This window comes from Burkholderia sp. 22PA0106 (assembly GCF_047497155.1).
GTDB lineage: Bacteria > Pseudomonadota > Gammaproteobacteria > Burkholderiales > Burkholderiaceae > Burkholderia.
Genome location: NZ_CP163163.1, coordinates 967,287 through 987,971, shown reverse-complemented (window position 1 = coordinate 987,971; position 20,685 = coordinate 967,287). Strand labels below are relative to the sequence as shown.

General features: G+C 66.3%; 22 protein-coding genes. 11 read left to right on the top strand and 11 right to left on the bottom strand.

What is annotated here, in order from left to right; all coding sequences use genetic code 11:
- The first annotated feature begins 470 nt into the window (after positions 1 to 470).
- Positions 471 to 944, top strand: a complete 474-nt coding sequence (locus tag AB4850_RS19320) for a PRC-barrel domain-containing protein (RefSeq protein ID WP_414444611.1) — start codon at positions 471 to 473, stop codon at positions 942 to 944.
- A gap of 62 nt (positions 945 to 1,006) precedes the next feature.
- Here the strand turns inward: AB4850_RS19320 and AB4850_RS19315 are convergent, their stop codons facing one another.
- Positions 1,007 to 1,948, bottom strand: a complete 942-nt coding sequence (locus tag AB4850_RS19315; RefSeq protein WP_414444610.1) for a Crp/Fnr family transcriptional regulator — start codon at positions 1,946 to 1,948, stop codon at positions 1,007 to 1,009.
- Positions 1,949 to 2,229: 281 nt separating this feature from the next.
- On the opposite strand from AB4850_RS19315, the gene AB4850_RS19310 reads away from it, so the two are divergent.
- The 4 genes from AB4850_RS19310 (at position 2,230) to AB4850_RS19295 (ending at position 4,711) form a co-directional block, all read left to right on the top strand.
- The gene (locus AB4850_RS19310; RefSeq protein WP_414444609.1) at positions 2,230 to 2,538 is read left to right on the top strand and encodes a hypothetical protein; all 309 of its coding nucleotides are present in this window, start codon (positions 2,230 to 2,232) and stop codon (positions 2,536 to 2,538) included.
- A gap of 222 nt (positions 2,539 to 2,760) precedes the next feature.
- Entirely contained in the window at positions 2,761 to 3,480 is a 720-nt protein-coding gene (locus AB4850_RS19305) for a Crp/Fnr family transcriptional regulator (RefSeq protein ID WP_414444608.1), read from the top strand.
- A gap of 126 nt (positions 3,481 to 3,606) precedes the next feature.
- Entirely contained in the window at positions 3,607 to 3,843 is a 237-nt protein-coding gene (locus AB4850_RS19300; RefSeq protein WP_414445556.1) for a hypothetical protein, read from the top strand.
- Between the two features lie 64 nt (positions 3,844 to 3,907).
- On the top strand, positions 3,908 to 4,711 hold the full coding sequence (locus tag AB4850_RS19295; RefSeq protein ID WP_414444607.1) for a transglutaminase-like domain-containing protein: 804 nt from the start codon (positions 3,908 to 3,910) through the stop codon (positions 4,709 to 4,711).
- Positions 4,712 to 4,776: 65 nt separating this feature from the next.
- Here the strand turns inward: AB4850_RS19295 and AB4850_RS19290 are convergent, their stop codons facing one another.
- The 7 genes from AB4850_RS19290 to AB4850_RS19260 all read right to left on the bottom strand — a co-directional run bounded on the left by AB4850_RS19290 (position 4,777) and on the right by AB4850_RS19260 (position 11,567).
- Positions 4,777 to 4,989 carry a hypothetical protein gene (locus tag AB4850_RS19290; protein WP_414445555.1) on the bottom strand — a complete coding sequence of 71 codons (213 nt, stop codon included), beginning with the start codon at positions 4,987 to 4,989 and terminating at the stop codon, positions 4,777 to 4,779.
- 519 nt (positions 4,990 to 5,508) lie between these two features.
- Complete coding sequence (locus tag AB4850_RS19285; protein WP_414444606.1) at positions 5,509 to 5,940, bottom strand: hypothetical protein; 432 nt, start codon at positions 5,938 to 5,940, stop codon at positions 5,509 to 5,511.
- Positions 5,941 to 6,102: 162 nt separating this feature from the next.
- Entirely contained in the window at positions 6,103 to 7,350 is a 1,248-nt protein-coding gene (locus tag AB4850_RS19280) for an enolase C-terminal domain-like protein (protein ID WP_414444605.1), read from the bottom strand.
- Positions 7,351 to 7,402: 52 nt separating this feature from the next.
- Positions 7,403 to 8,695, bottom strand: coding sequence for an MFS transporter (locus tag AB4850_RS19275; protein ID WP_414444604.1), 1,293 nt, complete (start codon positions 8,693 to 8,695; stop codon positions 7,403 to 7,405).
- Between the two features lie 76 nt (positions 8,696 to 8,771).
- Entirely contained in the window at positions 8,772 to 9,539 is a 768-nt protein-coding gene (locus tag AB4850_RS19270; protein WP_414444603.1) for an SDR family oxidoreductase, read from the bottom strand.
- Positions 9,540 to 9,655: 116 nt separating this feature from the next.
- On the bottom strand, positions 9,656 to 10,375 hold the full coding sequence (locus AB4850_RS19265) for a FadR/GntR family transcriptional regulator (protein ID WP_414444602.1): 720 nt from the start codon (positions 10,373 to 10,375) through the stop codon (positions 9,656 to 9,658).
- 106 nt (positions 10,376 to 10,481) lie between these two features.
- Positions 10,482 to 11,567 (bottom strand): 12-oxophytodienoate reductase, encoded by a 1,086-nt coding sequence (locus tag AB4850_RS19260; protein ID WP_414444601.1) that lies wholly within the window; start codon positions 11,565 to 11,567, stop codon positions 10,482 to 10,484.
- 131 nt (positions 11,568 to 11,698) lie between these two features.
- Between AB4850_RS19260 and AB4850_RS19255 the strand changes: the two genes are divergently transcribed.
- Both AB4850_RS19255 and AB4850_RS19250 read left to right on the top strand, forming a co-directional pair.
- The gene (locus tag AB4850_RS19255) at positions 11,699 to 12,616 is read left to right on the top strand and encodes a LysR family transcriptional regulator (protein WP_414444600.1); all 918 of its coding nucleotides are present in this window, start codon (positions 11,699 to 11,701) and stop codon (positions 12,614 to 12,616) included.
- Positions 12,617 to 12,713: 97 nt separating this feature from the next.
- Entirely contained in the window at positions 12,714 to 13,130 is a 417-nt protein-coding gene (locus tag AB4850_RS19250) for a hypothetical protein (protein ID WP_414444599.1), read from the top strand.
- A 67-nt stretch (positions 13,131 to 13,197) separates the two neighbouring features.
- On the opposite strand, the gene AB4850_RS19245 is transcribed toward AB4850_RS19250, so the two are convergent.
- The gene (locus AB4850_RS19245; protein ID WP_414444598.1) at positions 13,198 to 13,929 is read right to left on the bottom strand and encodes an SDR family oxidoreductase; all 732 of its coding nucleotides are present in this window, start codon (positions 13,927 to 13,929) and stop codon (positions 13,198 to 13,200) included.
- Positions 13,930 to 14,000: 71 nt separating this feature from the next.
- Here AB4850_RS19245 and AB4850_RS19240 point away from each other — a divergent pair, with 71 nt between their 5' ends.
- Positions 14,001 to 14,642: a TetR/AcrR family transcriptional regulator gene (locus AB4850_RS19240; protein ID WP_414444597.1), complete on the top strand. Its 642-nt coding sequence runs from the start codon at positions 14,001 to 14,003 to the stop codon at positions 14,640 to 14,642.
- A gap of 219 nt (positions 14,643 to 14,861) precedes the next feature.
- On the opposite strand, the gene AB4850_RS19235 is transcribed toward AB4850_RS19240, so the two are convergent.
- Positions 14,862 to 15,608, bottom strand: a complete 747-nt coding sequence (locus AB4850_RS19235; RefSeq protein WP_414444596.1) for a glucose 1-dehydrogenase — start codon at positions 15,606 to 15,608, stop codon at positions 14,862 to 14,864.
- Between the two features lie 159 nt (positions 15,609 to 15,767).
- Positions 15,768 to 16,649, bottom strand: coding sequence for a LysR family transcriptional regulator (locus AB4850_RS19230; protein WP_414444595.1), 882 nt, complete (start codon positions 16,647 to 16,649; stop codon positions 15,768 to 15,770).
- A 236-nt stretch (positions 16,650 to 16,885) separates the two neighbouring features.
- Between AB4850_RS19230 and AB4850_RS19225 the strand changes: the two genes are divergently transcribed.
- The 3 genes from AB4850_RS19225 to yghU are packed head-to-tail and all read left to right on the top strand — an operon-like array spanning position 16,886 to position 20,581.
- On the top strand, positions 16,886 to 17,503 hold the full coding sequence (locus AB4850_RS19225; protein WP_414444594.1) for a glutathione S-transferase family protein: 618 nt from the start codon (positions 16,886 to 16,888) through the stop codon (positions 17,501 to 17,503).
- Positions 17,504 to 17,534: 31 nt separating this feature from the next.
- Entirely contained in the window at positions 17,535 to 19,622 is a 2,088-nt protein-coding gene (locus tag AB4850_RS19220; RefSeq protein ID WP_414444593.1) for a pyridoxamine 5'-phosphate oxidase family protein, read from the top strand.
- A gap of 56 nt (positions 19,623 to 19,678) precedes the next feature.
- Positions 19,679 to 20,581: a glutathione-dependent disulfide-bond oxidoreductase gene (gene yghU, locus AB4850_RS19215; RefSeq protein ID WP_414444592.1), complete on the top strand. Its 903-nt coding sequence runs from the start codon at positions 19,679 to 19,681 to the stop codon at positions 20,579 to 20,581.
- The last annotated feature ends 104 nt before the right edge of the window (positions 20,582 to 20,685 follow it).

The following is a 20,685-nucleotide window of genomic DNA, read 5'->3' as shown; positions in this document are numbered from 1 at the left end:
ACTCATTTGACGATTAATCCGGGATCGCGAAAATCCATCGACCATATATAAACCATATGATCCTTACCAAAAACATCGTATCTCACCTGGAATTGACTTATCGATTCGGCATGAGAATTTTTGCACGCCGATTTCCATCGCACCTTTGGATTGACGCATTGGTAAAAACATCCGCGTCAGCGCGGGTGGCCACCCCGTCTCGGTACATTTTCCGGCCTGTTCGCCGTGGCCGGGATTCCGTCCAATCGATTATTTTCGCTGGCCGCTTCACAACGGCATGCATGGTTTGATCGCCGCAAGCGAAAACGATCACGGTCGGCCGCCACCACTTCGTACGATGCCGTACCGATTCGTTCAGTCGATGCGCGCATTGTGGGCATCAAGGGTTCATGCCGTTCGAGCGCCGATACCCCGGCCGGCCCGACAGTTCCGCCGTACGGCATCTTCCATCATTTATTCAGGATAACGTCATGACGATAATCGATCCGGCCCAACCCTCTGCTTCAACGCCGGACGGCACGGCGATCATCGGCGGCGAGAGCGGTGAAGGCCCCGGCCCGGACGTGATGGCGGCCGACACGCTGCGTGGCGACAAGCTCATGTCGAGCGACAACGAGGAACTCGGCAAGATTTCGGAGATCATGCTGGACGTGCGTGGTGGGCGGATCGCCTACGCGGTGTTGTCCAGCGGAGGCTTTCTCGGCATCGGCGACACGCTTCGGGCCATTCCGTGGAGTGCGCTGACGCTCGATGCCCATGAGAAGTGCTTTCGGCTCGCCATGACCGCGGAAAGCGTGAAAAACGCGCCCGCGTTCGACAAGAACGCGTGGCCGTCGATGGCGGATCCCGAGTGGGGACGGCAGGTGCACGCGCATTATCAGCGCCGCCCGTACTGGCTCGCCGCGGAGCCGACGCTGCCGGACGATCCGCCCGGGCCGCGGTGAGCGGCAGCGAGCCGGGCGATGCCGGGCCATGCCGGGCTGCCGCACGCCGACCATCGCCGCGATCACCGTGGCGACAGCAGCCGATCGCTTTCCTCGCGCACCACCTGATAGCACTCGCACACATGACGCTCCAGCGCGGCGCGATCGAGCACTTCGATCTTGCCGCGCGAGTAGCGGATCAGGCCCGCCTCCTGGAGTTTTCTCGCGGTTTCCGTCACGCTCGCGCGACGCACGCCGAGCATGTCGGCGATCAGCTCCTGCGTCATCTGCACATCGCTTGAATCGAGCCGGTCGAGACTCAGCAGCAACCAGCGGCAGAACTGCTGCGAAATCGAATGATGCCGGTTGCAGACGGCCGTTTGCGCCATCTGCGTGATGAGCGCCTGCGTGTAGCGCAGGAACAGGCGCTGCACCGCACCGCCGCGCGCGAACTCATCCTTGACGACCTGCCCGCTGAGTTTGAACGCGTCGCCTCCGCTCTGGACGATCGCGCGGTTCGGCATCGTCTCGCCCCCCATGAACAGCGCCACCCCCACGAGACCGTCGCGCCCCACCACCGCGATCTCGGCCGACGCACCGTTCTCCATTACGTAGAGCATCGAGATGATCGCGGTGGTCGGCAGGTAGATATGGCTGAGATGGTCGCCCGATTCATAGACGACATGCCCGAGCGGCATCGTGACGGGCGTCAGATGCGGCTCGATACGGCGCCGCTCGTCGCCGGGCAGCGCGGCCAGCAAGTGATTGAGCTGCATCGACGGCTCGTCGGCGTCGTGCGGCGCACGATCGTCCTGCTCGTAGCGCAGCACCCGCTCGACCAGACGTTGCTGCAGTTGTGCCTGTTCGTGGTAATCGCGGCTCGGCAGCAGGCTTTGCACCGACGATCGCAACGTGTCATGGCCAAGCGCATCGAGAATGCGGATCTTGGTCAACACGCCGAGGTCGCTCTTGCCGTTGCGCCAGGCCGAAATCTGCGCGCGGGTCAGCCCGAGACTTTCCGCCACTTGGGCATCGCTGGCGAATCGGCCCCTGCGCTTCAATTCATCGAACGTTCCAACCCAATCGAATTGCATGAGTCGATCATCAAAATAGTGTCAAATACATTTGACTTCGCGCCTTGATTTGAGCACAATTAAATTGTGCTATTGGCGTGTCAAATGCGTGGGGCATATATAGTACATGCGCCTATGGTCACCACGCCGCTTTCGCGCGCACATACCGTTCGTGCATACCTCGAGATTCATGCATGAGCGATCCCCGATCGTACTTCCGTTTGCCCGCCTCGTTGTCTCAGCAGACCGTTGCAGCCGTTCCCGCACCGATCACCGACGACGAATTCTCCGCATCCCAGCTCGATTTTGTCCGCGATGTGTTTGCCTACGCGGCGCATCTGCGCGAGCATGGACGGCCCACTCCGCTCTCCGATGCCTTCCTCGGCGCGTTCGTCGGCCTGCTCGAAGCCATCGACTTGAACTCGCGCGAAGACACGCTGCGCTGCACGTCCCAATTCCGCGAGATCGTTACGCTGCTGTTGCCGGATGCGGCGCCCGATGCGGAGCCGGCAGCAGCCCCGGCCGCGCAGCCTCCGAAATAGCCCGCACGCACGCGCATCAGGCCAGTTGACGTCGCGCTGGCGCGGCCTCGGCCGCGCAGCCGCCATTCACGCACACCGTACAGAGTTCGGGCGCATGCCCGAGCACACTGGTGTCGTCCTTCCGCCTCCCTGGCCGGCCCCCGGAACATGATCGCGTGTCGGCGAGCATGCGCACCGCGGTGGGCCCTCGGCAGTCAATCCAGCATCCACCAGGATCGGTTCATGCCCCTTCCCCCTCGCCTCACGGACAACTATTTGCTCGCTGCACTGTCGGAAGACGAACGGAAGGACATCGCCCCACATCTATCGCTCGTCGATCTGCCGCTCGGCACCTTGTTGCATGAATCCGGCAGCAGGCAATCCCATGCGTATTTCCCGACCACCGCGATCATGTCGCTGCTGTACGTGATGGAAGACGGTTCATCGGCAGAAATCGCAATCGCCGGGAAGGAAGGGATGATCGGCGTGTCGCTGTTCATGGGCGTGGATACCACGCCGAGCCGAGCGATCGTGCAAAGCGCCGGGCGCGCCTATCGGATGGACGCACGCCTCTTCGGCCAGGCATTCCAGCGTGGCGGCATGCTGCAACAGATGTTGCTGCGCTACACCCACGCGCTGATTACGCAGATGGCGCAGACCGCCGTCTGCAACCGTCACCACTCCATCGATCAGCAGTTGTGCCGTTGGCTGCTGATGAGCCTCGACCGTCTGCCGTCGAACCAATTGCGCATGACGCAGGAACTCATCGCGAACATGCTGGGCGTGCGCCGCTCGGGCGTCACCGGGGCCGCGCTGAAGCTGCAGGACGCGGGCCTGATCCGCTATAACTACGGGCATATCGAAGTGCTGGACCGCCCCGGCCTGGAAAACCGAGTGTGCGAATGCTATCGCGTCGTCAAGCGCGAGTACGACAAGCTACGACTCGACCCGAATACGCAATAGCGCGCGGGAGCGGGCACGCGCCGTGCGCCGCTTCTCCCAAGCCATGCCGCACGCTGCGAAGCGCAGGACTCGATCGAGCTCGCGCGCGGCGAGCGCGTGGTTGCCGATCCCCTGAAAGAGGTCTTCATGCAGCGAACCATCGCGTATCGCAACTTCGAGATTCATGTCGAATTGACGCCGGCCAAACAGGACACGTTCGATGTGAGCGTCCAGATCGGACGCGGCGCAAGCTTGGCGATGAGCGGCGTCGAGGGGCGCCGCATCGCGCTGCGCAACGGCCCGTTTACCGAACGCTGGGCTTACCTGATCGCCGAGGTCGCCGGCCAGGCCGCGATCGACGTGATCCTGGGGCCGGCAGACTGAGCTTCGCGCCCCGCCGGCCACGCGGCTCGCCGGCCCCACCACCCCGCCCAGCCAAGGAACACTCATGAAACTCCGCGTCGGATACCAATTGTCATACACGTGTTCGCAACCCACGCCGATGATGCTGATGCTGAACACGCACTTCTCGCACGCGAACGATATCGTCGTGCCGGATGTGCTCGTCACTCATCCGCCGCTGCCGCTCCACCAGTATCGCGACGGCTTCGGCAACCTGTGCAGCCGGATCGTGGCGCCGGTCGGGCGCCTCGATTTGAGCACCACCGCGCTGCTGAACGTGTCCGGCGAAATGGAGACGCGCCCCAGCAACGATTGGGGCCATCCGGTGGAGCAACTGCCCGATGAAACGCTGGTGTTCCTGCTCGGCAGCCGCTATTGCGAAACCGACCTGCTGGTCGAAACCGCCTGGCGCCTGTTCGGCCAATGCGTGCCCGGACGCGACACCGTGCTGAAGATCTGCGACTTCGTGCACCAGCACATCGAATTCGACCACGATCACGCACGGCCCACGAAAACCGCGCTGGACGCGTATCGCGAACGCAAGGGCGTGTGCCGTGATTTCGCGCATCTGGGTGTTGCGCTGTGCCGGGCCATGAATATTCCGGCGCGCTACTGCACCGGCTATGTCAGCGACGTGGGCTTGCCGCCCGTTACCGCGCCGATGGATTTCGCCGGTTGGTTCGAGGCGTATGTGGGAGGGGGCTGGCAGACGTTCGACCCGCGAAACAACACGCCGCGCATCGGCCGGGTCTTGATGGCCTACGGCCGGGATGCCGCCGACGTGGCCATCAGCAATGCGTTCGGCACCGCGGAACTGACGCACTTCGAGGTGCATTGCGACGAGGCGTGATCACGCCGCGCCTCGCGCGGCATGCCACGCGGCGATGCGGCGGCGCGAGCGCACGCCGGGGCGCTTCAGCCATAGGTCGTGTGCAACCAGACATGAGCCCAATTGCGGGCATAGGCGATCGCATCGTCGCGACTGTCGAAGCACGCCAGATCTCCACTCAGATAAACGTCGTATTCGCTGCCATCCGCGCGATGGGACCGGATGCGCGCATGCGCCATGTACTCGCCATCGGCATGGCGAGGCGTCGGGTCGACACGGAATCGGCGCGGCGAAGACAGCCCGATGATCTCGATGGCGCCCGCCTGGACGGGCAGGTGGCGGTCGACGAAACCGGGGACATCGTATTGAATCGAGCACTGCAGGTCGAATGGGCTCATGTCGCACTCCGGCATCTCCGGCACGCTGGCCGGAATAGGGAAATTCAAGTCGTGCCGAGACTCGCCAGCACCGGCGAAACCGAGATCCTGAAGCGGAAGTCACGCCGGCATGGACGTTCGACGCAAGGCAGGGAGGCCGCAAAAACGCGGTGGGTCAAGCCACCACCAGGATCGCGGTTCGGGATCGGTGGCGTGCGGATGGCGCCGAATCACGGAGAAAAGCGCCACCTTCAGCGCTTCATGCTACGCGCCTTGATTGATTTGTATAGCTAAATTTCCTGGTCGATCCGGCAGCTGCCGTGAAGGGAAAAAGTCATTCCAATCTGCGGCATGGGGCGGCGGAATTTCGACCTGGCACGACCCCGGCACACGGCAACGACAACCCATCGAGGCCGGGCCGAAATCCGTCCATGGCCGCAGTCAGGGCGCATCGCCCTGCACCACCACCGCCAGTTCGAGATTGATCTCGTCGTCGGCCGTCCACTTGATCACCGCAGCGGGCGCGCCGAGATACGGCGAGCGAGCCGTCAGCGCGGCGAATCCCGCATCGGTCAAGCCGATCCGGGCCAGCTTCGCCTCCGACACGGAATAGACCTGGCGTGCGTGGGTCATGCCTGCGTCGCGCAATATCAGCAAGGCATCGCGAAGCTGGACGTCCACCTGTGGGTCGTCGGCGCGCAGGTGAATTTCGAACTCGGCATGGGGATCGTGGCTCGCCGCGTCGGCCAGTGCGTAGGCGGGCGTCGGATAGACGGCATTGCCGATCGCCGCCCCGGCCGAGGTCACTCGGCTCAACGCCCAGGCCTCGGGTATCCGTTCTTCGATGAGGTGGTAGTCGTGGGTCGTCAACATGTTCGTTCTCCAATGGCTGGAGCACCCACGACGATGGCCAACGGCGCGGGCGCAATGGTTACTGACAACATTGCGCCGCAACGCGTACGGCAGAATACTGAGCAGCCACTATAGCATCCGCGCCGAGTCGCGCCCCATGCAATCGGGTTTCCCCTCGCCCCCTCAAGGCGTCTGCAGCGCGCCATCCTTCAAGCGCGTCTGCGTCCACGTCGTCACCGTGTTCTCGCACGGATATTTCGCGGCTTCCGCTTCGTCGATATCGACGCCCAGGCCCGGCTTGTCGTTCGCATACACATGCCCGACGCGAAATTCGGGCAGCCCCGGAAACACCGCCAACAGCGCCTCGCGCGGCCCCTTCAGTTGCTGGATCACGAAGTTCGGCGGCTCGGTGCCCGACCACTCCTGCACGCCGAAATTGCGCGACGCGAGATCGATATGGATATTGGCCGCGTGCGCGAGCGGCGACATGTCGCCCGGGCCGTGCCACGCCGTTCTCACGCCGAACTGCTCGGCGAAGATCTGCAGCTTGCGGCCGGCCGTGATGCCGCCGATCTGGCTCAGGTGGACGCGGATGAAATCGATCAGCCGCTCGGTGATCAGGAAGCGCCATTCGTAAGGATTGTTGAACAGTTCGCCCTGCGCGAGCGGCGTCGTGGTCTTCTCGCGCAACTGGCGGAGCCACTCGCCCTCCTCCAGCGCGATGGCGTCCTCCAGGAAGAACAGCTCGTACGGCTCCAGTTCGCGCGCGAAGCGGATCGCCTCGACCGGCTTCAAGCGCTCGTGCACGTCGTGGCACAGCTCGACATCGAAGCCGATCCGGCTGCGGATGCCGTCGAACAGCTTCAGCGTCTCGCGCATGTATTTGCGGCTGTCGAGATAGATGCCGTCGGCCGAGCCGTGCGGCGCGCCAGCCGGCGCCGCACCAAACCCCGCGCCGCCATAGCCGCCGCTCTGACAGCGGATATGCGTGATGCCCTGCTCGCGATACTTCTGGATGTTCTCGCACAGCTCGCCGAGATCGCGGCCGTCGGCATGCCGGTACACCGGCACGCCCTCGCGGCACTTGCCGCCGAACAACTGATACAGCGGCAGGTTCGCCATCTTGCCCTTGATGTCCCACAACGCCATGTCCACGCCCGAGATCGCGTTGTTCTCGATCGGGCCGTTTCGCCAGTACGCGTTCTGGTGCATCAGTTGCCACAGCTCCTCGATCGCCTCGGCATCGCGGCCGATCAGCAGCGGCCTCAAATACGCTTCGATGAGACATTGCACGGCGAGGTGCCGGTACGCGAACGTCGCGCAACCGAGCCCGACCAGCCCGGGCTGGTTGGTCTCGATCTTGACGACGATCAGGTTGATCCCTTCGGGTGCGGTCAGGATGACCTTCACATCGGTAATCAGGGTGGTCATGGGTATGCGGAAATCCAGAGAATGAGGAATGCGACGCGAGGCGCCAAGTGCATCAGGTACGGCCGAGCGAGGCCGCCGACGGCTCGGCCGGGCGCGGCTCGGCGCGAGCCGGCATGGTCATCGTCAGGATCACCGATGCCAGCAGCCCCACCGCCATGAAGATGTACGACGCGGACGGGCTGCCGGTCGCACCGTTCAGGTAGCCGACCACCCACGAGCCGAGGAACGCGCCGAGCGCGCCGCTCGAATTGATGATGCCGATCGCGCCGCCCAGCACGTTGCTCGGCACCAGTTCGGGCACCAGCGCGAAGAACGGCCCGTAAGGCGCATACATCGTCGCGCCGGCAATCACGAGCAGAACGAACGAAATCCAGAAGTGCGAGCCGCCGACCAGATACGACGCCACCAGCGCGATGGTGCCGATCAGCAGCAGCGGCCAGACGAACAGCTTGCGATTGCGCGTCTTGTCCGACAACCAGGACGCGAGCAGCATCAGGATGATCGCGGCCAGATACGGCACGGCGGCCAGCCAGCCGACCGACACGATGTCGATCGTCGAGGCCGCCTTCAGGATCGACGGCAGCCACATGATGAAGCCGTACACGCCGATGCTCCAGAGCGCATGGATCGCGCAGCACTTCAACACCACCGGCGAACGAAACGCGGCCTTGTAATCACGCACCGGCGCGATATCGGCCTGCTCCGCCTTCAGGCGCGCATCGAGTTCGGCCTTTTCCGCCTGGCTCATCCACGGCGCATCGGCCGGACGGTCCTTGACCGTGAACCACCACACCACGGCCCAGGCGAGCGCGGGCAGCCCCTCGAGGACGAACATTTCGCGCCACCCGAAGCTGCGCACCAGATAGCCCGACACCACCGACATCCACAACACCGTGACCGGGTTGCCGAGGATCAGGAAGGTGTTCGCGCGCGAGCGTTCGGAGCGCGTGAACCAGCGGCTGATGTACATCAGCATCGACGGCATGACCGCCGCCTCCACCACGCCGAGCACGAAGCGCAGCACCATCAGCATTGGGATATTGCTGACCATCCCCGTCGCCGCCGCGCACAGCCCCCACAGAATCAGGCTCGCGAAGATCAGCTTCTTGACGCTGTTGCGCTGCGCGTAGATCGCGCCCGGCACCTGGAACAGGCAATAGCCGAGAAAGAACAGCGAACCGATCAGCGACGACATGCCGTGCGTGATGCCGAGATCCTTGTCGATCCCGGCCGCCGCGGCGAAGCCGTAGTTCGCGCGGTCGAGATAGGCCAGGCTGTAGGTGATGAAGATGATGGGCATCAGATACCACCATCTTTGGGGTGCCACGGGTTTGTCGCTGTCCATGATGTCTCCGGTAGGTGCGTGCGAGCCGCCGCCCGTCTGGTGTTGTTGGTGTGGGCGGCCGGGGTTCAGGTGCTGCTTACAGGACCGACAGCCAACCGCCGTCGACGTAGATGATCTGGCCGTTCACGTAGCTCGACGCCGCCGAGGCGAGGTACACGGCGGTGCCGACCAGTTCCTCGGGCTTGCCCCAGCGCTGGGTCGGGTTGCTGCTCTTGACCCACGCGTCGAAGCTCGCGTTCTCCACCAGCGGCTGATTCATGTCGGTCAGGATGTAGCCGGGGCCGATCGCGTTCGCCTGGATGTTCGACTGCGCCCATTCGGCGCTCATCGCGCGCGTCAGCATCTTGATGCCGCCCTTCGCCGCCGTGTAGGCGCCCACCGTCGCGCGCGCCGCCTCGCTGGTCAGCGAGCCGATGTTGATGATCTTGCCGCCCGTGCCGCGCGCGATCATGCGCCGCGCCGCCTGCTGGCCGACGATGAACGCGCTCGTCAGGTTGGTGTCGATCACGCGCTGCCAGTCGCCGAGCGCCAGCTCGACGAGCGGCTTGCGAAACTGGATGCCGGCGTTGTTGATCACGATGTCGATCGGCACGCCGTCCCGGTCCCATTGCGCGAACGCGTCGGCCACGGCCTGCTCGTCGGTCACGTCGAACGCACGGCCTTGCACGTCGAAGCCCCGCTCGGCAAGCCGGCCGACCGCGGCGGCCACGGTGTCGGCCTGCGTGCCGTTCACGATCACGCGCGCGCCGGCGGTGGCGAGGCCTTCGGCCAGCGCGTAGCCGATGCCGCGCGCCGAACCGGTCACGAGCGCTGTGCGGCCGCTCAGATCGAACAAAGAAGTCATGAGGAATCCTCTCGATAGTCGAAGGTCGGGCGCGAGTGCGCCCCTCGCGGCCGCTGCCGGCCGCGATGACGTGAAATGCCGAATCGCCGCTCGGGCGGCTTACAGGGCTCGGGGGCTCAGGCGGGCTTGCCGCCCACGGCCCGATGCAGCGCCGCGCGATCCTCGAAGTCCTGCTCGGCGCGCCGGATCAGCACGAGCGACGCCGCCTCCGCAGCCGCTTCGTCGCCGTTCTCGATGGCGATGCACAGCGCTTCGTGCATGGGCAGCGAGCGGGCCGGGCCGCCGGCGATCTCCGAACTGAGCGCGAAGCTGGTTTCGAGGATCGACGACAGCGCGTTCTGCATCTGCTGGACGAACTGGTTGTGGCAGGCGGTCAGGATCGCGCCGTGAAACGCCAGGTCGGCCGGCACGTAGTCGCCGTCGCCGGCCACGGCGCGCGCCATCGCCTGATACGCGCGCCGGATCGCGATGCGGTCCGCATCGGTGGCGCGCTTCGCGGCAAGCTTGGCCGCGTTCGGCTCGATGATCAGGCGCAGCTCCATCAGGTCCTGGATCAGCGCGTCGTCCACTGTGCCGGCCCGGGCGCGCCAATGGATCACGTCGGGATCGAACAGTTGCCATTGCGAGCGCGGCAGCACGATCGTGCCGTAGCGCCGCCGCACCTGCAGCATGCCCTTGGCGGACAACGACTTGACCGTCTCGCGGATCGTGATGCGGCTCACCTTGAGCCGCTCGGCAAGCTCGTCCTCGGACGGCAGCACCTCGCCCGGAGCGAGTTGCCCGGAGCAGATCTGCTCGCCCATCTGGTTCAGTACCTGCCGGTGCAGGGTTGCCATGAATGACTCTCTAGATCATACGTATGATGTAGAAAGATACGGATGGGAACCGGCTGCGGCAATCCGGGTTGTCCCGAAGCCGGAGCGCATGTGCCGTTCGGGCGAGTCACATCGTCGCCAGCAGCCCCTTGTCGAACGGCCGCAACGCGTCGAGGCGCTGCGCCGCCACGAGGTTCGCCCAGTCCGGGTTCGCGATCAGCGCGCGTCCCACCGCGACCAGGTCGCACTCGCCTGCCGTGAGGCGCGCCTCGACCGGCGCGAGCGGGCCGACCGTCGCGGCGTGCTCGCCTTCGCGCAACGCGCCCACCACGTCGCCGCCCTCCAGCCCGACCGAGCCGACCATGATGGTCGGCAGCCCGGTCAGCTGTTTCGCCCAGCCCGCGAGCCCGAGCGGCGAGCCGTCGAATTCGGGCTGCCAGTAGCGGCGCGTGGAGGCATGCAGCAGATCCGCGCCGGCATCGACGATCGGCGCGAGGAGCTGCTCCAATTCCTGCGGCGTATGCGCGAGCCGCGCGCCGTAGTCCTGCAGCTTCCATTGCGAAAAGCGGAACAGGATCGGCAGCGCGCCGGCCTCGCGGCGGATCGCGCGCACCACCTCGGCGGCGAGGCGCGTGCGGCCGGCCGCGTCGCCGCCGTAGGCGTCGGCGCGCCGGTTTGTGACCGGCCACGCGAACTGGTCGATCAGATAGCCGTGCGCGCCATGCACCTCGACGGCGTCGAAGCCGGCCTCGCGCGCCGCGACGGCGGCACGCGCGAAGGCGTCGATGGTGTCCGCGATGTCGGCGTCGGACATCGCGGCCGTGTGGTCGGCCGCGCGGCTCGGTCCCTCGCTGATTGCGTCGGAATGCGGGCCGGCGCCGGCCCCGCGCTGCAGGCCGACGTGCCAGAGCTGGGCCGCGATGCGCGCGCCTTCGGCGTGCACGCCGTCCACCACCGCACGCCAGCCGGCCCGGCTCGCGGCGTCGTGCAGGTTCGGAATGTTCGCGTCGAACGACGCGGCCGGGCGATCGACGGTCACGCCCTCGGTCACGATCAGGCCCACGCCGCCGGCCGCGCGGCTGCGGTAATAGGCGGCCACGTCGGCGCCAGGCACGCCGCCGGGGCTGCACCGGCGCGTCATCGGCGCCATCACAATACGGTTGCGCAGCGCAAGCCGAGCGCGGTCGAAAGGCTGGAACAAGGGGGAGGTCATGGTCGATCTCGTCGAGGACGGAAAGCCCGAGCATGCGGGCCGGGCGCGCGATGATCGATGACGGAAACGCTCGGAGCGTATTAGCGGAAAGTGACATAATCGCCGCTCGTTCGCGTCGGGGAAAAACGAAAATGGACCGGCTGTTCGCCATGAAGGTGTTCGTGCAGGTGGTCGACACCGGCAGCTTCTCGAAGGCGGCGCTGGCGCTGAACCTGCCAGCGCCCTCGGTGTCGCGCCTCGTGCAATCGCTCGAGGCACATCTGGCCGTGCGCCTGCTCAATCGCACCACGCGCAGCGTGCGGCTCACCGACGACGGGCGCGCCTACTACGAACGCTGCGTGCGCGTGCTCGACGACATCGACGAGATGGAAGCCGGGGTCGGCCGGTCGCGCCGCAGCGCGAGCGGCCGGGTGCGCGTGAGCCTGCCGGGCTCGGTCGCGAAAGGCGTGCTGATTCCGGCGCTGCCCGCGTTCGTGGCCGCGTATCCCGACGTGACGATCGATCTCGTGGTGTCCGACCGCCCTGTCGATCTGGTCGGCGAATCGCTCGACTGCGCGATTCGCGTCGGCAACGTGATCAGCGACGAGGTCGTCTCGAAGCGGGCGGGCGACGCCTGGAACATCGTCTGCGCGTCGCCCGCCTATCTGGCCGCCCACGGCGAGCCGGCCACGCTCGACAACTTGCAGCAACACATCGGCGTGCATTACATCTCGCAAGTGACGGGCCGCGTGCAGCCGTGGGATTTCTCCGTCGACGGCAACCCGCACGCGTTGCGCATGAAAAGCGTGGTGACGGTCGACGACGCGGATGCCTACGTCGCCTGCGGCGTGGCGGGCCTGGGCATTGTGTGCGGCTCGTTCTATTCGTTGCGCCCACAACTGGAATCGGGCGGCTTGCGGCGAATCCTCGCGCAATACGAAGTCTCGCCGCGCCCGGTGCATGTGATCTATCGCCCCGACCGCCACCTGCCGCGCAAGACGCGCGTGTTCATCGACTGGTTCTGCGGCATCTATGGCGCGTTGTCGGCGCAGATGGCCGGCCCTGCGTGATTCGTACCGTCACGACAAGACGCTCTGAGCGCATCGGCGCTCAATCCCCCGCGCACCGCCCCCTAGCATTCCCGTTTTGACCAAACCGGGAGTTCCCATGCATGCCCTGAGAAAACTGCGCGAAGCCGGCCCGCACACGGCCGCCGACGTCGAACCGCTGCTGGCGCCGCAGGTGGCGTTTCACAGCCCCATCTTCACGAAGGCCGTGACGGGCCGCGAGCGCGTGGCGCAGGTGTTCGCCCAATCGTCGGGCGTGCGCGCCGGGCGCTTCACGGGCGAATACCGGCTCGACGCCCGTACCACCCTGCTGCGCTGGGAAGGCAGCATCGCGGGGCGCAAGCTCGAAAGCCTGGAAATCATCGTGGACGACGAACATGGACGGATTGTCGAACGCACCGTCGCGTTCCGCCCGTTCCCGGCGGTCGCGCTGTTCCGCGAGGCCGTGTATCCGACGCTGCACGAATGGATCGCACCGGAATACTGGAACTACGAGGACATCGCGCCGAACGCCTGAAGCACGCGCCCGGCGCGCCGAGGCAACATCGCCGCCCGCGCGCGATCCTCGCCCCACCCGCCAACGCTTACCAGGGCGTCGTGCCGCCGGCCTCGACGAACGTGCCGGACACCGCATCGTCGCCGAGCAGCGCATACTTCACCGGGATTCTCGCGCCCTCCTCGACGCTCAGGAAACCTTGATGGCCGGTGAGATCGGTCTTCACGTAGCCCGGGCTCACCGAATTGACGACGATCGGCGTGCCCTTCAGTTCTTCCGCCAATTGCACGGTCAGCATATTGAGCGCAGCCTTGGACGCGTTGTAGCCGATCAACCGCGCGTTGTAATACGGCGAGGACGGATCGCCGTTGAGCGTCAGCGAGCCGAGCGCACTCGACAGGTTGACGATGCGCGCTCGCGGCGCTTGCCGCAGCAGCGGCAGCATCGCCTGCGTCACGCTCAACGTGCCGATGAAGTTGGTGTCCATGATGCGGCGCGCGGCATCGGGCGACGCGGCGGTCGGCGCGCCGTCCTCGGCATCGACGATGCCCGCGTTGTTGACGAGGATATCGAGCCGGCCGTGCCGCGCGCGAATCGTCTCGGCGGCGGCGGCGATGCTGGCGTGATCGTTCAGGTCGATCGATACCGCTTCGGCGCGCACGCCCTGCGAGGCGAGGTCGGCGAACGCCGCCTGCGCGCGGCCGGCATCGCGCGCGCCGACGATCACGAACACGCCGGCCTGCCCGAGCTGGCGCGCGATTTCCAGACCGATGCCCTTGTTGGCGCCGGTCACGAGTGCAATGCGGTTAAGGTCTGTCATCTGCCATCCTTGATCTGTTCGGTTCGGACACGAACACGATATAAAGAATCGTCCTGCCTGAGAATTCGCTTATGCCGTCCGCCACACCCATCCGTCTCACGCCCCGTAGAAAGCCGCGCCAGGCGCGTTCGACGGTCACGCTGCACGCCATTTTCGAAGCCAGCATTCAGGTTTTGCTGACCGACGGCCCCGAGCGCCTGACCACCACCAAGGTGGCGGATCGGGCCGGCGTGTCGGTCGGCACGCTGTATCAATACTTTCCGCACAAGCAGGCGCTGTTCTACGGCCTCAACGAACACTATCTGGAGGCGCTGGCCGAGAAGATCGAGCGCACCTGCCAGGCGCAGCACGGCGAGCCGATCGGCCGGATGATCGAGGTGCTGGTGGGAACGTATTGGGATACCAAGATGGAACGGCCCGACGTCACGCGCGTGCTGTATCGCTCGGTGGTCGATCTCGACAACGCGCCGCTGGTCGAGGCGTTCGCCCGGCGCGTCGATGCGGCGTCGGCGGCGATGTTTGCCAGCGCGGCCGATGCGGTGTTTCCGGATCTGGCGATCGTCAACCTGACGCTGCTCAACACCATCTTCGGCACGGTGCGCAGCGTGTTCGAGCGCGGCCTGCCCGACGACGAAGCGCGTGCGGTGCAGGCGCAAGTGATCCTGATGTGCCGCGCGTATCTGGATCGGCTCGGTGCGGCAAACCGGAAATAAATGATGCCTCACGAACAGGTTGTGCGTACAACCTGTTCGGATCGGTACGTCAAACTGCGAAGCGCAGCCACAGGCGTAAAACCCGGTTGGCGATGAAGCGCCACCGGGTTTTTTCTTGCTACGCCACGAAACCTCCGGCCGATAAGCCGGCAGGCCCGCGACGGCGCGTGACAGGCGGGGTTCGCCTGCCCGCTATTGCTCAGTTCAACTCAATTCCGCTCAACGCATCCCGCCCGCCGCCAGCAGGTTCTCGCCCGTCAGCCAGCGCGCATCGTCCGAAGCCAGGAACACGGCAATATCGGCGATGTCGTCCGGGCGGCCGCCCCGGCCGAGCGGCGTCTTCGCGATGAACTCGGCATCCATGCCCGAACCCGAAATGCCGGCCGTATGCGTGCCTTCGGTTTCCACATAGCCGGGGTTGATCGCGTTGACGCGGATCTTGCGCGCGCCCAGTTCGAGCGCCAGCACGCCGGTGATCGCATCCACCGCACCCTTGGTGCCCGTGTAGATGGCGGTGGCCGGCGGCGTGATGCGCGTCACGCCCGAGCTGATGTTGATGATGCTGGCGCCTTCGCCCAGATGCTTCGACGCGGCCTGCGTGACCAGCAGCAAGCCGAGCACGTTGGTGTTGAATTGACGATGGAATTCGTCTTCGGTGATGTCTTCGAGCGCGCCGAACGCATACACGCCCGAGTTGTTCACGACGATATCGAGCGAGCCGTACGTATCGACAGCGGCTTGCACGAGGCTGGCCGCCTCGGCGGATTTCGACACGTCGCCGCCGGCCGCCACTGCGCGCCCGCCTGCACCGGTGATCTCGCTCACGACCTTCTCCGCGCCATCCCGGCTGCTGGCGTAACCGACCACCACCGCCGCGCCTTCGGCGGCCAGCGCCTTGGCGATCGCCGCACCGATTCCCTTCGACGCACCCGTGACGAGTGCCACTTTTCCTTCGAGCTTGGCCATTCCGATCCTCATTTGCGGTAGACCGGGCGCTGCCAGGACGGCGGCGCACCGGGGATGTCCACGAATCTACGCGCGCTCGGGCGCCGGAAAAAGCGGATCGAGCCGAATGAAGATGCCGGGTTTCGCAAACAATCGGAAACGGATCGGCCGCGCCGCGCGCTACCCGCCGTAACCGAGGTCGCTTCGCAAGCGCTCGACCGCCAGGTCGATGAAGCCCCGAATCTTCGCCGGGGTGTGCAGCCGCTCGGCATACACGACATGCACGGGCATGGCCGGCTCCTCGAACTCGCTCAACACGGCCTGCAATGCACCCGAGCCCAACTGCGCGGCGATCTGGTAATCCGGCACGCGCGTCACGCCCATGCCCGCTTCGGCGGCGGCAATCGCGGCATCGTTGGTATTGCAAAACAGCGCCGGGCCGACCCGCACCACGATATCGCTCGCGATGCCGAAGCGCCATTCGCCCGCGGCCCAGCCCGCCGTCGCACCGACGACGCGGTGGCGCGCGAGCTCGTCGGGCCGCTCCGGCACGCCATGCTGGCGCAGATAATCGGGCGACGCGCACACCACCCGCCGCACCGTGCCGACCATGCGCGCCACGTAGCTGGCATCGGGCAGATGTCCGATGCGCACGGCCACGTCGATGCCCTCCTCGACCAGATGCGTCATGCGATCGACGAACAGCGCATGGCCGACGAGCTTCGGATGACGTTCGAGAAACGCGTTGAGAATCGGCAGCACATGCATGCGCCCGAACAGCACGGGCGCGGACACGGTGAGCGTGCCGGTGGGCGCCGAATACGAACCGGCGGCCGCCGCCTCGGCCTGCTGCACTTCCGCGAGAATGCGGCGGCAATCGTCGAGGTAGCGCTCGCCCATTTCGGTGAGCTTGATCGAGCGCGTCGTGCGCACGAACAGGCGCGCGCCCAGCATGTCCTCCAGCAAGGCGATGGTGCGGGTGACGGTGGGCGGGCTCGCGTTGAGCAGGCGCGCCGCGCCCGCGAAGCCGCCGGCCTCGGCAACCTTCACGAAGACGGTCATGGCGTGAAAGCGGTCGATGATGTTCCCCTCTCCGGGTGGCCCCGGCGCAAAGCATTGTTTCGGCCGCCGCATGATATCCGGGCGGCGCCGGCCCGTTACGCGCGCAGCATTCGAAAAAACAAAAGAGTGCATTCCACCGATTGGCCGTTCCGCCGAACGATGCGACTCCTTACGCTTCAGTCATCCGGGCGGACTGGCCGCCGGGGCCTAACGAAATTGCACACGAGATTGCACGCATGAAACTCTACTACGACGCATTGTCCGGACACTCGCATCGCATCCGGCTGTTCCTCTCGCTGCTCGACCAGCCGGTCGAGATCGTCAACGTCTCGCTCGCTGCAGGCGAACACAAGCAGTCCGAATTTCTGAAGCTGAATCGTTTCGGACAACTGCCGGTTCTGGAAGACGACGGCACCGTGCTGGCCGACTCGGCCGCGATTCTGGTCTACCTGGCCAAGCACCTCGGCAAGACCGACTGGCTGCCCGAGGACGCGCTCGGCGCGGCCAGGGTGCATCGCTGGCTCTCCGTGGCCTCGGGGGAGATCGCCTACGGCCCGTCCGCCGCGCGGCTGATCACGCTGTTCGGCGCGAAGCTCGACGCGCAGGAAGTCATCAAGCGCTCGCACGACATCCTCAAGCTGATCGACGCCGAACTCGACGGCCACGCGTGGATCGCCTCCGCGCAACCGAGCATCGCCGACGTGGCGCTGTACAGCTACATCACGGCCGCACCGGAAGGCAACGTGGATATCTCCGGCTACGCCAACGTCAACGCCTGGCTCAAGCGCATCGAGGCGCTGCCCGGCTTCGTGCCGTTCGCCCGCAACGCCGTCGGCCTGCGCGCGGCGGCCTGACGCTCCTTCCCGCCGCGACCGCGAGCCGATCATGTCGAATAACTCGTCGTCGCCGGGCTGGGGCCTGGACGCATCGCCGTTTCACGAAGGCGAGCTGGCCGTGCAGGAGCGCGTGGGCGTGCGCGAGAAGATGGCGGTGACGGGTCGGCAGGTCGTGCGGGAATACCTGACCGGGCAGCATCGGGAATTCTTCGGACTGCTGCCGTATATCTTCGTCGGCTCGGTCGATGCGCAAGGCCGGCCGTGGGCGTCGATCCTGCTCGGCCACACCGGCTTTCTCGACGCCGTGGACGCCCATACGGTCGCCGTGCAGGCCCGGCCGCTGCACGGCGATCCGCTCGCCGACAACCTGCGCCTCGGCGCGGAGATCGCCATGCTCGGCGTGCAGCTTCATACGCGGCGGCGCAACCGGTTCTTCGGCACGATTTCCGCTCTCGACACGGACACCTTCACGGTGGCGGTGCGCCAGACGCTCGGCATCTGCCCGCAGTACATCCAGGGGCGCGAGCCGACGTTTCACCGCGATCCGCTGCAGGCCGCCGCGACGCCGGTGCATCGCCAGCCACGCCTCGACGCGCCGGTGCGCGCCATCATCGAGCGCGCCGATACCTATTTCGTGGCGTCGTCGAACCTGCAAGAAGGCGCGGGCGTCGCGCGCGGCGCCGACGTCTCGCATCGCGGCGGGCGGCCCGGCTTCGTGCGCGTCGACGACGACGCCACGCTGACCGCGCCCGAGTTCGTCGGCAATTTCATCTTCAACACGCTTGGCAACTGGCAGCTCGACAATCGTGCAGGACTGCTGTTCATCGATTTCGAGCACGGCGACCTGGTGTATCTGGCCGCCCGCGCCGAAATCATCTGGGACGGCCCGGAAGTGCGCGCGTTCGCCGGCGCGCAGCGGCTGGTCCGCTATCACATCGAGCAGGTGGTGCGCGTCGAGGCGAGCCTGCCCGCGCACTTCTCGCCGCCCGAGGATTCGCCGCTGCTGGCGCGCACCGGCAGTTGGCGCGACGTCGCGCAAACGCTCGAAGCGGAGCGCCTGCGCAATGCATGGCGGCCGTTGCGCATCGCGCGCATCGTCGACGAAACCACGCAAATCCGCTCGTTCCACCTGGAGCCGGCCGACGGCCCGGGCCTCGCCGCCTACACGCCGGGGCAGTTCCTGCCGATCCGCGTGCAGCCCGCAGGCTGGCGCGAGCCGGCCACTCGCACCTACACGCTGTCGAGCGCACCGGGCGGCGCGAGCTATCGCATCACCGTCAAGCGCGAAGGCGCGGGCGGCATCTCGGGCTGGCTGCACGACCACGCGGTGGTGGGCACCGTGATCGACGCGATGGCGCCGCGCGGCACGTTCCGGTTCGAGGCGGACCCGCGCCGCCCGGTGGTGCTGATCTCGGCCGGCGTCGGCATCACGCCGATGATCGCGATGGTCGACAGCCTGCTCGTCAACCAGGGCCGCACGCTGCATCACGCGGCGATCTGGTTCGTGCATGGCGCGCGCCACGCGCACGCGTTCCGCGCGTTCCTGAACGACAAGCAGGCGCGCCACGGCAACTTCCACGCCCACGTGCGCTACAGCCGGCCGCGCCCCGAGGACACGCTCGGCCACACGCACGACAGCGAAGGCGTGGTGGACATCGCGCTGCTGAAATCAATCTTGCCGTTCGACAACTACCAGTTCTACCTGTGCGGCCCGGCCGCGTTCATGCAATCGCTCTACGACGGCCTCACCGACCTCGGCGTGCCCGACGCATCGATCCATTTCGAGAGCTTCGGCCCCGCCTCGGTCGCGCGCCGCAAGGCGCACGCACCGGCCGACGACGCCGAGGAATCGATCGTCGTCACGTTCGCGAAATCGGGCAAGACCGCGCGCTGGCGGCCGTCGCACGGCTCGCTGCTCGATCTGGCCGAGGCGGCGGGCGTGCCGACGCTGTCCAGTTGCCGCGTCGGGCTGTGCGGCACGTGCTCGGTCGGCATCGTCGGCGGGTCGGTCGATTACGCCGAGCCGCCCGGCCACGAGATCGCGCCGGGCACGGCGTTGATCTGTTGCGCCACGCCGCACCCCGGCCCGCATCTCGACGGCTCGCTCGACCGCGAAGGCGTGTCGCTCGACCTCTGATTCGGCGCGCCGCCACCGCATTCCTCGAATCCGACCTGCATCCGAAGGAGCAAACGATGAACGACGATCCCTCCCGCAACCTGCCCGCCGGCTATCTGCCGCCGAAGGTATGGAGCCCGAAGGCCGATACCGGCGGCGCGTTCGGCAGCATCAATCGCCCGACCTCGGGCGCGCGGTTCCAGCAAGCGTTGCCGGTCGGCAGGCATCCGCTTCAGCTTTACTCGCAGGGCACGCCGAACGGCCAGAAGGTCACGATCCTGCTCGAAGAACTGCTCGCGGCGGGCCACGCGGGCGCAGAGTACGACGCGTGGCTCGTCGATATCTTCAAGGGCGACCAGTTCGGCAGCGGCTTCGTGGAGATCAATCCGAACGCCAAGATCCCGGCGCTCGTCGATCGCTCGGTCGAGCCGGCCATCCCGGTGTTCGAGAGCGGCGCGATCCTCGTCTACCTCGCCGAACGCTTCGGCGCGTTCCTGCCCACCCAGACGCGCGCGCGCACCGCCACGTTCAACTGGCTGATGTGGCAGATGGGCGCCGCGCCGTTCGTCGGCGGCGGCCTCGGCCACTTCTATGCATACGCGCCGATCAAGATCGAATACGCGATCGACCGCTACGCGATGGAAACCCGGCGCCAGTTGCATGTGCTCGATACGCATCTGGCCTCGCACACGTTCCTCGCGGGCGACCAGTACACGATTGCCGACATGGCCGTGTGGCCGTGGTATCCGGGCAGCCTGTACGGCGTGTACGGCACGCATGAATTCCTGGCGGTCGATCAATACCCGCATCTGCTGCGCTGGTACGACGCGATCGCCGCGCGTCCGGCCGTGGCGCGCGGCCGGATCGTCAACCGCACCTCGGGCGCACCCGGCACGTGGTTGCGCGAGCGTCACGACGCCAGCGATTTCGATTTGCCCGCTCGACACGACCACCCGCCCTCATCCGCGAACCCAGGCTGAACCGCCCACGGCCCCGCGTCCGGAATCCACCGGACTCACCACCCCACCCGCCGTGGGGTCATTCCACCCGCCCATTCGACTATTTAAATAAAAATAATTATCAT

Bases quoted from the DNA above. Each gene is read 5' to 3' on its own strand.
- AB4850_RS19320 (WP_414444611.1), top strand. From the start codon at position 471: ATGACGATAATCGATCCGGCCCAACCCTCTGCTTCAACGCCGGACGGC.
- AB4850_RS19305 (WP_414444608.1), top strand. From the start codon at position 2,761: ATGCCCCTTCCCCCTCGCCTCACGGACAACTATTTGCTCGCTGCACTG.
- AB4850_RS19300 (WP_414445556.1), top strand. From the start codon at position 3,607: ATGCAGCGAACCATCGCGTATCGCAACTTCGAGATTCATGTCGAATTG.
- AB4850_RS19295 (WP_414444607.1), top strand. From the start codon at position 3,908: ATGAAACTCCGCGTCGGATACCAATTGTCATACACGTGTTCGCAACCC.
- AB4850_RS19285 (WP_414444606.1), bottom strand. From the start codon at position 5,940: ATGTTGACGACCCACGACTACCACCTCATCGAAGAACGGATACCCGAG.
- AB4850_RS19280 (WP_414444605.1), bottom strand. From the start codon at position 7,350: ATGACCACCCTGATTACCGATGTGAAGGTCATCCTGACCGCACCCGAA.
- AB4850_RS19275 (WP_414444604.1), bottom strand. From the start codon at position 8,695: ATGGACAGCGACAAACCCGTGGCACCCCAAAGATGGTGGTATCTGATG.
- AB4850_RS19270 (WP_414444603.1), bottom strand. From the start codon at position 9,539: ATGACTTCTTTGTTCGATCTGAGCGGCCGCACAGCGCTCGTGACCGGT.
- AB4850_RS19265 (WP_414444602.1), bottom strand. From the start codon at position 10,375: ATGGCAACCCTGCACCGGCAGGTACTGAACCAGATGGGCGAGCAGATC.
- AB4850_RS19260 (WP_414444601.1), bottom strand. From the start codon at position 11,567: ATGACCTCCCCCTTGTTCCAGCCTTTCGACCGCGCTCGGCTTGCGCTG.
- AB4850_RS19255 (WP_414444600.1), top strand. From the start codon at position 11,699: ATGGACCGGCTGTTCGCCATGAAGGTGTTCGTGCAGGTGGTCGACACC.
- AB4850_RS19250 (WP_414444599.1), top strand. From the start codon at position 12,714: ATGCATGCCCTGAGAAAACTGCGCGAAGCCGGCCCGCACACGGCCGCC.
- AB4850_RS19245 (WP_414444598.1), bottom strand. From the start codon at position 13,929: ATGACAGACCTTAACCGCATTGCACTCGTGACCGGCGCCAACAAGGGC.
- AB4850_RS19240 (WP_414444597.1), top strand. From the start codon at position 14,001: ATGCCGTCCGCCACACCCATCCGTCTCACGCCCCGTAGAAAGCCGCGC.
- AB4850_RS19235 (WP_414444596.1), bottom strand. From the start codon at position 15,608: ATGGCCAAGCTCGAAGGAAAAGTGGCACTCGTCACGGGTGCGTCGAAG.
- AB4850_RS19230 (WP_414444595.1), bottom strand. From the start codon at position 16,649: ATGACCGTCTTCGTGAAGGTTGCCGAGGCCGGCGGCTTCGCGGGCGCG.
- AB4850_RS19225 (WP_414444594.1), top strand. From the start codon at position 16,886: ATGAAACTCTACTACGACGCATTGTCCGGACACTCGCATCGCATCCGG.
- AB4850_RS19220 (WP_414444593.1), top strand. From the start codon at position 17,535: ATGTCGAATAACTCGTCGTCGCCGGGCTGGGGCCTGGACGCATCGCCG.
- yghU (WP_414444592.1), top strand. From the start codon at position 19,679: ATGAACGACGATCCCTCCCGCAACCTGCCCGCCGGCTATCTGCCGCCG.